The 12,481-nt window shown below is 42.0% G+C and carries 9 protein-coding genes and 1 tRNA gene; all 10 read left to right on the top strand.

Annotated elements, in window-relative coordinates; all coding sequences use genetic code 11:
- Window positions 1-14: 14 nt before the first annotated feature.
- The 10 genes from BQ7394_RS18465 to BQ7394_RS18420 all read left to right on the top strand — a co-directional run bounded on the left by BQ7394_RS18465 (window position 15) and on the right by BQ7394_RS18420 (window position 12,329).
- Window positions 15-87: transfer RNA gene (locus BQ7394_RS18465), tRNA-Trp, on the top strand.
- 19 nt (window positions 88-106) lie between these two features.
- Window positions 107-301: a preprotein translocase subunit SecE gene (secE, locus tag BQ7394_RS18460; RefSeq protein WP_007654183.1), complete on the top strand. Its 195-nt coding sequence runs from the start codon at window positions 107-109 to the stop codon at window positions 299-301.
- Window positions 302-313: 12 nt separating this feature from the next.
- Window positions 314-856 carry a transcription termination/antitermination protein NusG gene (gene nusG / locus BQ7394_RS18455; protein ID WP_075558757.1) on the top strand — a complete coding sequence of 181 codons (543 nt, stop codon included), beginning with the start codon at window positions 314-316 and terminating at the stop codon, window positions 854-856.
- A gap of 63 nt (window positions 857-919) precedes the next feature.
- A complete protein-coding gene (gene rplK / locus BQ7394_RS18450) occupies window positions 920-1,363 on the top strand; it encodes a 50S ribosomal protein L11 (RefSeq protein ID WP_075558756.1) in 444 nt (147 codons plus the stop codon).
- 15 nt (window positions 1,364-1,378) lie between these two features.
- Entirely contained in the window at window positions 1,379-2,077 is a 699-nt protein-coding gene (gene rplA, locus BQ7394_RS18445) for a 50S ribosomal protein L1 (protein ID WP_028726929.1), read from the top strand.
- A 17-nt stretch (window positions 2,078-2,094) separates the two neighbouring features.
- Window positions 2,095-2,625: a 50S ribosomal protein L10 gene (gene rplJ, locus BQ7394_RS18440; protein ID WP_075558755.1), complete on the top strand. Its 531-nt coding sequence runs from the start codon at window positions 2,095-2,097 to the stop codon at window positions 2,623-2,625.
- Window positions 2,626-2,669: 44 nt separating this feature from the next.
- Window positions 2,670-3,047 carry a 50S ribosomal protein L7/L12 gene (rplL, locus tag BQ7394_RS18435; RefSeq protein ID WP_075558754.1) on the top strand — a complete coding sequence of 126 codons (378 nt, stop codon included), beginning with the start codon at window positions 2,670-2,672 and terminating at the stop codon, window positions 3,045-3,047.
- A gap of 107 nt (window positions 3,048-3,154) precedes the next feature.
- Window positions 3,155-6,967 (top strand): DNA-directed RNA polymerase subunit beta, encoded by a 3,813-nt coding sequence (gene rpoB, locus BQ7394_RS18430; RefSeq protein ID WP_075558753.1) that lies wholly within the window; start codon window positions 3,155-3,157, stop codon window positions 6,965-6,967.
- 74 nt (window positions 6,968-7,041) lie between these two features.
- Window positions 7,042-11,334 carry a DNA-directed RNA polymerase subunit beta' gene (gene rpoC / locus BQ7394_RS18425; protein ID WP_075558752.1) on the top strand — a complete coding sequence of 1,431 codons (4,293 nt, stop codon included), beginning with the start codon at window positions 7,042-7,044 and terminating at the stop codon, window positions 11,332-11,334.
- Between the two features lie 131 nt (window positions 11,335-11,465).
- Entirely contained in the window at window positions 11,466-12,329 is an 864-nt protein-coding gene (locus BQ7394_RS18420; RefSeq protein WP_075558751.1) for an endonuclease/exonuclease/phosphatase family protein, read from the top strand.
- Window positions 12,330-12,481: the final 152 nt, after the last annotated feature.

The raw sequence follows: 12,481 nt of genomic DNA, 5'->3' as shown, positions 1-12,481 counted from the left end.
AGACTGGCTATTTTACGGAAGTAGCTCAGTTGGTAGAGCACTGGTCTCCAAAACCAGGTGTCGGGAGTTCGAGCCTCTCCTTCCGTGCAAAAAATCTATAGATTCGATGAAAAAGATAATTACTTATATTAAGGAATCTTATAACGAACTTGTTTATAAAGTTTCTTGGCCTACTAGAACAGAGCTTTCCAATAGTGCTGTGGTTGTTATGTTTGCTTCCCTTATAATCGCAGCAGTAATCTTTGTTGTTGACTTAGGCTTTGAGAGCGTAATGCGTTTCTTCTACGAGAAAATCTTTTAATCAGTTTTTGATATGTCTGATATCCAGAAAAAATTTTATGTTCTGCGCGCCATTAGTGGTAAGGAGAATAAGGTAAGAGAATATCTAGAAGCTGAATTGAAGAATACAGACTTGGGTGAGTATGTCAACCAGGTGCTGATTCCTACGGAGAAAACTTTTACGGTGCGTAATGGTAAGAAGGTGATGAAAGAAAGAGCTTACTTGCCGGGTTATGTATTGGTAGAAGCCGCATTGGTTGGAGAAGTTGCTCATCGATTAAGAAACATTCCCAATGTAATCGGATTTTTGGGCGGGTCTGATAACCCGGTTCCGTTGCGTCCTTCTGAAGTTAGCCGTATTTTAGGTACGGTTGATGAATTGCAGGATCAACAGGAAGAACTGGATATCCAATTCTACGTTGGTGAGAGTGTGAAAATCACCTTTGGACCGTTCAGCGGTTTTACAGGTGTGATCGAAGAAGTCAACGCCGAGAAAAAGAAACTCAAAGTGATGGTAAAAGTCTTCGGACGTAAAACACCGCTTGAGTTAGGCTATATGCAAGTTGAGAAGGAGTAACGCTTTTGTTACGAGAAGTGTTTTCTTTCTGTTATTGATGTTATATATCTAAATTTTAGAAAAATGGCTAAAGAAGTTGCTGGACAAATCAAATTGCAGATTAAAGGAGGAGCAGCAAACCCTTCTCCCCCAGTAGGACCTGCCTTAGGTTCTAAGGGTATTAATATTATGGAGTTTTGCAAGCAATTTAATGCCAGAACCCAAGACAAGGCTGGTAAAGTATTACCTGTGGTAATTACTTACTATGCTGATAAGTCTTTCGACTTTGTCGTTAAAACCCCTCCTGTTGCTATCCAGTTATTGGAAGCATCCAAACAGAAGAGTGGTTCTGCAGAGCCGAATCGTAAGAAGATTGCTGAAATCTCTTGGGATCAGGTAAAAACTATCGCAGAAGACAAAATTGTCGACTTAAACTGCTTTACTGTTGAAGCTGCCATGAGAATGGTTGCCGGAACAGCCAGAAGTATGGGTATCACTGTTAAAGGGACATTCCCGGGTAATAATTAATAAACTTCAATTGAAATGAGTAAACTGACAAAAAATCAAAAGTTGGCTTTAGGCAAGATTGAAGCTGGGAAAGCATATACGTTAAAGGAAGCATCAGCATTAGTAAAAGAAATTACTACTTCTAAGTTTGATGCATCTGTAGATGTGGATGTTCGTTTAGGTGTTGACCCCCGTAAAGCCAATCAAATGGTTAGAGGTGTTGTTTCATTACCTCACGGAACAGGTAAACAAGTTAGGGTTCTCGCATTATGTACACCAGACAAGGAAGCTGAAGCAACTGCTGCTGGAGCTGACTATGTTGGCTTGGATGAGTATATTGACAAAATTAAAGGTGGTTGGACTGATATTGACGTGATCATCACTATGCCTTCTATCATGGGTAAAATCGGTGCTCTGGGTAGAGTATTAGGCCCTCGTGGTTTGATGCCTAACCCTAAAAGCGGTACGGTTACCAATGAAATCGGCAACGCAGTGAAAGAAGTTAAGCAAGGTAAGATCGACTTTAAGGTGGACAAAACCGGTATCGTTCATACATCAATCGGAAAGGTATCTTTCAATGCCGATCAGATTCGTGATAACGCCAAGGAATTTATTTCAACTCTTTTAAAGTTGAAACCGTCTGCAGCTAAAGGTACATATATAAAGAGCATTTATCTTTCTAGTACAATGAGCGCGGGTATTAAAATTGACCCGAAATCAGTTGAAGAAAACTAATTTAAATTTATTGCACAATGAAAAAGGAAGATAAAGGCATAGTAATAAGCCAGCTTACAGAAACTGTAAAAGAATATCCTAATTTCTATTTGACTGATATCGAAGCATTGAATGCTGAGAAAACAAGCAAATTGAGAAGAGAATGTTTCAAGCAGGAAGTAAAGTTGGTTGTTGTTAAGAACAACTTGCTTAAAAAAGCACTGGAAAACGTTGAGGGGGATTTCTCTCAGTTAGAAGTTGCTTTAAAGGGCAATACAGCTGTTATGTTTTCACAAACAGCTAATGCTCCTGCTCGTCTGATCAAAGAATTTACAAAGGGTGCAAAAAAGGATGAGGTTGCAAAACCTTTGTTGAAGGCTGCCTATGTACAGGAAAGTTTCTACATCGGTGCAGAAAACCTGGAAGCCCTTGTAAATATCAAGAGCAAAAACGAACTTATCGGCGATGTTATTGCCTTGCTGCAATCTCCGGCGAAGAACGTTATCTCTGCTCTTCAGTCATCAGGACAAACTATCCATGGTCTATTGAAGACTTTGGAAGAAAGATAATAATTTAATTTTTTACAGTAAACAATCATTTAAATCATACAAAAATGGCAGATTTGAAAGCTTTTGCAGAACAATTAGTAAACCTGACCGTAAAAGAAGTTAGCGAACTGGCTACAATCCTTAAAGAAGAATATGGTATCGAACCTGCAGCTGCAGCTGTTGCTGTTGCTGGTCCTGCTGCTGGTGGCGCTGCTGCTGCAGAAGAAGAAAAGACTTCTTTTGATGTTATCTTGAAAGCAGCTGGTGCTAATAAATTGGCTGTTGTTAAGGCAGTAAAAGAATTAACAGGTCTTGGCTTGAAAGAAGCTAAAGATTTAGTTGACGGTGCACCTAGCGCAATCAAAGAAGGAATCGCTAAAGCTGATGCTGAAGGATTAAAGAAGAGCTTGGAAGAAGCTGGAGCTGAAGTTGAGCTTAAATAGTATTTATAACCTGGTTTCCAGGTGATTTGGTTAAGAGTCTCCCTTAAAGGAGATTCTTAACCTTTTTGTGTCTATAATTTCAATAAGTTCAATAAATTCCTTACTAGATGTCTTCAACAGCTGAAAACCAAAGAGTTAATTTTGCTTCGATTAAGAATCAGTTTCCGTATCCGGACTTTCTCGAAGTTCAATTGAAGTCATTCCAAGACTTTCTTCAACTTGACACACCTCCTGAAAAGAGAAAGAAGGAGGGATTGTACAAGGTGTTTGCAGAGAATTTTCCGATTGCAGATACCAGAAACAATTTTGTGTTGGAGTTCTTAGATTACTATATAGATCCGCCCCGCTATACGATCGACGAATGTATTGCCCGTGGATTAACCTATAGTGTGCCTTTAAAAGCAAAGTTAAAACTATATTGTACGGATCCGGATCACGAAGATTTCGATACTGTTATCCAGGACGTATATTTGGGCCCGATCCCTTATATGACGGAACGGGGTACTTTTGTTATCAATGGTGCTGAGCGTGTTGTTGTTTCACAGTTACACCGTTCTCCGGGTGTGTTCTTCGGTCAGAGTACACATGCCAATGGAACGAAATTGTATTCAGCACGTATCATTCCGTTTAAAGGCTCATGGATCGAATTTGCAACAGACATCAATAATGTGATGTATGCTTATATCGACCGTAAAAAGAAATTACCTGTAACCACCCTTTTAAGAGCTATTGGTTTTGAAGGCGATAGAGATATTCTTGAAATTTTTAATCTGGCAGAAGAAGTTAAAGTTTCGAAGGCTAACCTGAAGAAACTGATCGGTCGTAAGCTGGCTGCCCGCGTGTTGAAAACATGGGTGGAAGATTTCGTGGATGAAGATACCGGCGAAGTTGTTTCTATTGAACGTAATGACGTTATCATCGATCGTGAATCGGTTTTGGATAGCGATAATATTGAAGCTATTCTGGAATCTGGAACGCAGAATGTATTATTACATCGTGAAGACCAGAATCTATCAGATTATGCAATCATCTATAATACGCTTCAGAAAGACCCCAGTAACTCTGAAAAAGAGGCTGTTTTGTATATTTACCGTCAGTTGCGTAACGCAGAACCTGCAGACGAAGCAAGTGCCCGTGAAGTTATACAGAACCTTTTCTTCTCTGAAAAACGTTATGATTTAGGTGAAGTAGGCCGTTACAGAATTAATAAAAAGTTGAACCTTACTACCAGCGATGATGTAAAGGTTTTAACGAAAGAAGATATAATCGAGATCATCAAGTATCTGATCGAGTTGATCAACTCGAAAGCGATTGTGGATGATATCGACCACTTAAGTAACCGTCGTGTACGTACAGTAGGTGAGCAGTTATACAACCAGTTCGGTATCGGTCTGGCCCGTATGTCACGTACCGTTCGTGAGCGTATGAACGTTCGCGACAACGAAGTGTTTACTCCGATTGACTTGATTAACGCGAAGACTATCTCTTCTGTGGTTAATTCATTCTTTGGAACAAATGCTTTGTCACAGTTTATGGACCAGACAAACCCGTTGGCTGAGATTACTCACAAACGTCGTCTGTCTGCCCTTGGACCGGGTGGTTTGTCAAGAGAACGTGCCGGATTCGAGGTTCGTGACGTTCATTATACTCACTATGGTCGTCTTTGTCCGATTGAAACACCTGAAGGACCGAATATCGGTTTGATTTCTTCTCTGTGTGTATATGCAAAGATCAATGACCTGGGATTTATTTCTACTCCGTATCGTAATGTTGTGGATGGTAAAGTAGACTTTTCAGAAGAGAGTCTGCAATATTATACAGCAGAGGAAGAAGAGGAGATGACAATCGCACAGGGTAATGCTCCATTGGACGATGAAGGTAAATTTATTCTTGACAGGGTTAAAGCTCGTTTTGAAGCAGACTTTCCTGTTGTTCCGCCTTCTGAAATCGACTTGATGGACGTGGCTCCGCAGCAGATTGCTTCAATTGCCGCATCTTTGATTCCGTTCCTGGAACATGACGATGCTAACCGTGCATTGATGGGATCTAACATGATGCGCCAGGCAGTTCCTTTGTTGCGTACGGATGCTCCGATTGTCGGTACGGGTATCGAGGCACAGGTTGCCCGCGACTCACGTACTCAGATCATGGCAGAGCGTGACGGTGAAATTGTTTTTGTTGATGCAACTTGTATCAAGATCAAATATGACCGTACTGAAGATGAAGATTTCGTAAGCTTCGAAGATGCGGTTAAGACATATGTTATTCCGAAGTGGCGTAAGACTAACCAGAGTACGACCGTCGACCTTCGTCCGATCTGCCATCGGGGTCAACGTGTAAAAGCTGGAGACATCCTGACTGAAGGTTATTCTACCCAGAAGGGTGAACTTGCTTTGGGACGTAACGTGAAAGTGGCTTATATGCCTTGGAAGGGTTACAACTATGAGGATGCTATCGTACTGAACGAACGTATGGTTCGTGAAGACTTCTTTACTTCTGTTCACGTGGATGAATATATCCTTGAAGTGCGTGAAACAAAACGTGGTATGGAAGAGCTGACATCTGATATTCCTAACGTAAGTGAAGAAGCTACTAAGGATTTGGATGAAAGAGGTATCGTTCGTGTAGGTGCTCGCATCGAACCGGGTGATATTCTGATCGGTAAGATTACTCCGAAAGGTGAATCAGATCCTTCTCCTGAAGAAAAATTGCTGCGTGCAATCTTCGGTGATAAGGCTGGTGATGTAAAGGATGCTTCACTGAAAGCTACTCCGTCTCTTCGTGGTGTTGTTATCGATACTGCTTTATTCTCTAAAGCTGTTAAGAAACGTAAGTCAAGATTGACAGATAAGGCTATTCTTCCGAAGTTGGATGAAGAATACGAAATGAAGATGGCCGACCTGAAAAATCTATTGGTAGAGAAATTATTAACTCTAACTAACGGTAAAGTTTCTCAGGGTGTCAAAGACTATATGAATACAGAAGTGATTGCGAAGGGAGCCAAGTTCTCTCGTAAAGCACTGGAAGATCTGGATTATAATGCTGTTCAAGTAAGTAAATGGACTGCCGATGCAGATAAGAACGAACTTATCAAGCAGGTTATCCTGAACTATCTGAAGAAATATAAAGAACTGGATGCTGAACTGAGACGTAAGAAATTCGACCTTACTATCGGTGATGAACTGCCTACTGGTATTGTTCAGATGGCTAAAGTTTATATTGCTAAGAAGCGTAAGATTCAGGTAGGTGATAAGATGGCCGGTCGTCACGGTAACAAGGGTATTGTTTCCAAGATCGTTCGTCAGGAAGATATGCCGTTCCTGGAAGACGGAACTCCGGTTGATATCTGTTTGAACCCGCTGGGTGTGCCTTCTCGTATGAACCTGGGACAGATCTTTGAAGCTGTATTAGGTTGGGCAGGTAGAACAATGGATGTTAAGTTTGCGACTCCGATTTTCGACGGTGCTTCTTTGGATGACCTGAATGAAATGACTGACAAAGCCGGTATTCCCCGGTATGGTAAGTCTTACCTGTATGATGGTGGAACCGGTGAACGTTTCGACCAGCCGGCAACAGTAGGTGTTACTTACTTCCTGAAGCTGGGTCACATGGTTGACGATAAGATGCACGCTCGTTCAATCGGTCCGTACTCTCTGATTACTCAGCAGCCTCTGGGTGGTAAAGCTCAGTTTGGTGGTCAGCGTTTCGGAGAGATGGAAGTTTGGGCACTGGAAGCCTTCGGTGCCGCACATGTTCTTCAGGAAATCCTTACTATTAAGTCTGATGACGTTGTAGGACGTTCTAAAGCTTACGAGGCTATTGTAAAAGGTGATCCGATGCCACAACCGGGTATTCCGGAATCTCTGAATGTATTGCTTCACGAGCTGCGAGGTTTAGGTTTAAGCTTTACTCTGGATTAATTCAACAACAATATAAGTAGGTGAGTTTCGGCTCATCTACTTTATCTATTGATAACTCTTTATAAATAAACAATATGGCTTTTAGAAAAGAAAACAAGATAAAGAGTAACTTTTCAAAAATAACCATCGGTCTGGCTTCTCCTGAAGAGATTCTTGAAAACTCTAGCGGCGAAGTGTTGAAACCGGAAACGATTAACTATCGTACGTACAAACCTGAACGTGACGGTCTTTTCTGCGAACGTATCTTCGGTCCGATCAAGGACTATGAGTGCCATTGCGGAAAATACAAACGTATCCGTTATAAAGGTATTGTCTGCGATCGTTGCGGGGTAGAAGTTACAGAGAAGAAAGTGCGTCGCGAACGTATGGGACATATCCATTTGGTTGTTCCTGTCGCTCATATCTGGTATTTCCGTTCTCTACCCAACAAAATCGGGTATCTGTTAGGCTTGCCTACCAAGAAACTGGATTCTATCATTTATTATGAACGTTATGTGGTTATTCAGCCGGGTTGTGTAGACACTGTTGCTGAATTAGACCTGCTTTCGGAAGAAGAATACCTGCAGATCCTGGATAACCTGCCAAAGGAAAACCAGATGCTGGAAGATACAGATCCTAACAAGTTCATCGCAAAGATCGGTGCTGAAGCCGTTTATGATTTGTTGGCTCGTCTGGACCTGGATTCTCTGTCTTACGAACTGCGTCACCGTGCAAGTACAGACGGTTCACAGCAACGTAAGAACGAAGCTTTGAAGCGTTTGCAGGTGGTTGAATCTTTCCGTGCATCCAGAGGTCGTAACAAACCGGAATGGATGATCGTGAAGGTTGTTCCTGTTATTCCTCCCGAACTGCGTCCGTTGGTTCCGCTGGATGGTGGACGTTTTGCAACCTCCGACTTGAATGATTTGTATCGTCGTGTTATTATCCGTAATAACCGTCTAAAACGATTAATTGATATTAAGGCTCCGGAAGTGATCTTACGTAATGAAAAACGTATGCTTCAGGAAGCTGTGGACTCTCTGTTCGACAACTCTCGTAAATCGAGTGCAGTTAAGACAGACGCTAACCGTCCGCTGAAGTCACTGTCTGACAGTTTGAAAGGTAAACAAGGTCGTTTCCGTCAGAATTTGTTGGGTAAACGTGTTGACTACTCAGCTCGTTCGGTTATCGTTGTAGGTCCGGAATTAAAGATGCACGAGTGCGGTCTGCCGAAGAATATGGCTGCCGAACTTTATAAACCTTTCGTTATCCGTAAATTGATCGAACGCGGTATCGTTAAAACGGTTAAGTCTGCTAAGAAGATCGTTGACCGTAAAGAACCGGTTGTTTGGGATATCCTGGAATATGTAATGAAAGGTCACCCTGTGTTGCTGAACCGTGCACCGACACTGCACCGTTTGGGTATCCAGGCATTCCAGCCGAAACTGATCGAAGGTAAGGCTATTCAGTTGCACCCGTTGGCTTGTACGGCATTCAACGCCGACTTCGACGGTGACCAGATGGCTGTTCACTTACCTTTAGGAAATGAGGCTGTATTGGAAGCACAGATGTTGATGCTTGCTTCTCACAATATTTTGAACCCGGCTAACGGTGCGCCTATTACCGTTCCTTCACAGGATATGGTGCTTGGTTTGTACTATATCACTAAAATGCGTAAGGGAACGCTGGGAGAAGGTCTCGTATTCTACGGTCCGGAAGAAGCGACTATCGCATACAATGAAAAGAAAGTAGATATACACGCGCCCATCAAGGTTTACGTCGATAACGTAGAAGAAGACGGAAAACTTGTAAAGAAAATGATCGAAACTTCTGTCGGTCGTTTGATGGTGAACGAATTTGTTCCTTTCGAGGTCGGTTACATCAATGAAGTACTGGGAAAGAAGGCACTTCGTGATATCATTGGTAAGGTAATCAAGACTTGCGGTGTTGCTCGTACTGCTCAGTTCCTGGATGATATTAAGAACTTAGGATACTATATGGCATTTAAGGGAGGTCTGTCGTTTAATCTAGCCGACGTACTTATCCCGCCTGAAAAAGACGAACTGGTTAAAGAAGGTTACGATGAAGTGGAACAGATCCTGGCTAACTATAGTATGGGTTTCATTACCTTCAACGAACGTTACAACCAGATTATCGATACCTGGACACATGTCAACAGTAAGTTGTCTAATATCCTGATGAAGCAGTTGACTGCTGATAACGATGGATTCAACTCTGTGTACATGATGATGGATTCCGGAGCCCGTGGTTCTAAGGAACAGATCCGTCAGCTGTCTGGTATGCGTGGTTTGATGGCAAAACCGCAGAAGAGTGGTGCTGAAGGTGGTCAGATTATTGAAAACCCGATCCTTTCAAACTTTAAAGAAGGTTTGTCTGTGTTGGAGTACTTTATCTCTACCCACGGTGCTCGTAAAGGTTTGGCCGATACCGCTTTGAAGACTGCCGATGCTGGTTACCTGACTCGTCGTCTGGTAGACGTATCGCATGATGTGATTATTAATGAAGAAGACTGTGGTACATTGCGTGGTCTGATTTGTACAGAATTGAAGAATAACGAAGAAGTGATTGCTTCTCTGTACGAACGTATCCTTGGCCGTGTATCAGTACATGATATTCAGCATCCGTTGACTGGTGAATTGATCGTAGCTGCCGGTGAAGAAATTCGCGAAGATGCCGCTAAGATGATTCAGGATTCTCCGATTGAAAGTGTGGAAATCCGTTCAGTACTTACCTGTGAATCGAAGAAAGGTGTTTGTGCTAAGTGTTACGGTCGTAACCTGGCAACAGGTCGCATGGTTCAGAAAGGTGAAGTTGTCGGAGTTATCGCTGCCCAGTCTATCGGTGAGCCGGGTACACAGTTGACACTGCGTACATTCCACGTTGGTGGTATCGCTTCTAACATCGCAACAGAAAACAGTATTACATCTAAATATGATGGTATTCTGGAAATTGACGAACTTCGTGCAGTAGAGGCTGACGATGCAACTGCCGGAAAGAAATATCAGGTAGTAGTAAGCCGTTTGGCTGAAATGCGTATCGTCGATCCGAATACAAAGATCGTATTGCTGACTCATAATATCCCTTACGGTTCTAAGTTGTTCTTTAACAGCGGAGACAAGATCAGTAAGGGTGACGTAATCATCGAATGGGACCCGTTCAATGCGGTTATCGTATCGGAAGTTTCCGGTAAGATCGAATTTGAAAGTGTAGTGGAAGGTGTTACTTACAAAGTGGAAAGTGATGAAACTACAGGTTTGAAAGAAAAGATCATCATTGAATCTAAAGATAAGACAAAAGCTCCGGCTGCTCATATCGTAGATGAAAACGGAAATTATCTGAAGAACTATTCATTGCCTCTGGGCGCTCACGTAGTTAAAGAGAACGGTGATTCGGTGAAAGCCGGTGAAGTTCTTGTTAAGATACCGCGTGCAGTTGGTAAGGCAGGTGATATCACCGGTGGTCTTCCCCGTGTTACCGAGTTGTTTGAAGCTCGTAACCCGTCTAACCCAGCTGTCGTTTCTGAAATCGACGGTGAAGTTGGCTTCGGTAAGATCAAACGTGGTAACCGCGAGATCACTGTAACCTCTAAGCTGGGTGAAGTGAAGAAGTACATGGTGCCTCTGTCAAAACAGCTTTTGGTTCAGGAAAACGACTATATCCGTGCAGGTATGCCGTTGTCTGACGGTGCTACTACTCCTTCGGATATCCTTGCTATCAAGGGCCCGACTGCCGTTCAGGAATATATCGTGAACGAAGTACAGGACGTTTACCGTCTGCAGGGTGTGAAGATCAACGATAAACACTTCGAGGTTATCGTTCGTCAGATGATGCGTAAGGTAGAAGTGGTTGATCCGGGAGATACTCGCTTCCTGGAACAGCAGATTGTTGATAAGTTGGAAGTAATGGATGAAAACGATCGTATCTGGGGCAAGAAAGTTGTTTTGGATCCGGGAGACTCTCAGACATTACAGGCTGGTCAGATTGTAACAGCCCGTAAGTTGAGAGATGAAAACAGTATGCTGAAACGTCGTGACATGAAACTTGTAGAAGTTCGTGATGCCGTTCCTGCTACTGCCAATCAGATCCTTCAGGGTATTACACGTGCTGCACTGCAAACAACTAGCTTCATGTCGGCTGCATCGTTCCAGGAAACAACGAAAGTGTTGAACGAAGCTGCTATCAATGGAAAGGTAGACCGTTTGGAAGGTTTGAAAGAAAACGTTATCTGCGGTCACTTGATCCCGGCTGGTACAGGCCAGAGAGACTTCGACAAACTGGTTGTCGGTGCTAAAGATGAATTCGAACGTATTTTTGCAAATCGTAAGAACGTAGTCGATTTTAACACTATGGATAAAGACGACGAGTAATATACTTATTGCACAATAAAAAAGGCTTCCGAATTGATTTTCGGGAGCCTTTTTGTTTTTACTAATTTGGTTAATCAAGGCATAACCTTTACTTTTGTAGATAGACTTTATAATTAAATATACCAAGTATCATGAAAAAGATTTTGTTAAGCTTTTTGTCTCTTTTATTATCGGTGAGTTTTTTATCCGCCAAACAACCGGGTGCCCCTTTAAATGTTATGACTTTTAATATACGTATGGATACAAAAGAAGATGGGGCTAACCAATGGAGTAATCGTAAAGATCTGGCTGCCGATCTGGTTAAATTTCATAATGTTGATATTTTTGGTGCCCAGGAGGTATTGAATCATCAGTTGAATGAGCTTTTGACGCGTTTGCCGGAATATGCTAATATTGGTGTTGGCCGTGAAGACGGTAAGACTAAAGGAGAATATGCTGCGATATTTTACAAAAAGGATCGTTTTGTTCTGGAAGACAGTGGCAATTTCTGGTTGGCGGAAGATATTAATGCTGTGGGTAAGAAAGGCTGGGATGCAGCCTGTGAGCGTGTTGCTACCTGGGGAATTTTTAAGGATAAGGAATCCGGAAAGAAATTCTTTTTTCTTAATACTCATTTGGATCATATGGGGAAAGTGGCACGTCATGAGGGAGCTTCCTTAGTTTTAGATGAAGCCCATAAATTGGCTAAAGGACTTCCGGTAATCGTTACAGGCGATTTTAATGCAACACCGGACGATGATCCGATCAAGGTGTTGACAGATAAAAATGATCCTCGTCATATCACACATTCACGTGAAATCGCTTCTTTAAAGTATGGTCCGGAATGGACATTCCATGATTATGGACGTATACCGAACGAAAGAAGAGAATGGATCGATTACATTTTTGTAAAAGGAGACATTAAGGTATTGCGTAACGGTGTTCTTACCGATACATTAAATAATCTTTATCCTTCGGATCACTGTCCGGTTATGGCTACTTTAATCATTCAATAGAAAAGATGAACTGTTGTAAATACATGCCTTTATAATAATCACATTTACAACAGTTTTTATATATGTTTTATTTTGTTAATTATTGAAGTAATATTAGTTAATGAGTTCTTTGTGTTTGGAGTTTTTTTGTACAGTTTGTATCTTTGCATTGT

This window comes from Parabacteroides timonensis (assembly GCF_900128505.1).
Lineage (GTDB): Bacteria > Bacteroidota > Bacteroidia > Bacteroidales > Tannerellaceae > Parabacteroides > Parabacteroides timonensis.
This window is presented reverse-complemented; position numbering and strand designations above follow the sequence as displayed.

Excerpts from the sequence above, each read along its gene's own strand:
- secE (WP_007654183.1), top strand. The coding sequence starts at position 107 with ATGAAAAAGATAATTACTTATATTAAGGAATCTTATAACGAACTTGTT.
- nusG (WP_075558757.1), top strand. The coding sequence starts at position 314 with ATGTCTGATATCCAGAAAAAATTTTATGTTCTGCGCGCCATTAGTGGT.
- rplK (WP_075558756.1), top strand. The coding sequence starts at position 920 with ATGGCTAAAGAAGTTGCTGGACAAATCAAATTGCAGATTAAAGGAGGA.
- rplA (WP_028726929.1), top strand. The coding sequence starts at position 1,379 with ATGAGTAAACTGACAAAAAATCAAAAGTTGGCTTTAGGCAAGATTGAA.
- rplJ (WP_075558755.1), top strand. The coding sequence starts at position 2,095 with ATGAAAAAGGAAGATAAAGGCATAGTAATAAGCCAGCTTACAGAAACT.
- rplL (WP_075558754.1), top strand. The coding sequence starts at position 2,670 with ATGGCAGATTTGAAAGCTTTTGCAGAACAATTAGTAAACCTGACCGTA.
- rpoB (WP_075558753.1), top strand. The coding sequence starts at position 3,155 with ATGTCTTCAACAGCTGAAAACCAAAGAGTTAATTTTGCTTCGATTAAG.
- rpoC (WP_075558752.1), top strand. The coding sequence starts at position 7,042 with ATGGCTTTTAGAAAAGAAAACAAGATAAAGAGTAACTTTTCAAAAATA.
- BQ7394_RS18420 (WP_075558751.1), top strand. The coding sequence starts at position 11,466 with ATGAAAAAGATTTTGTTAAGCTTTTTGTCTCTTTTATTATCGGTGAGT.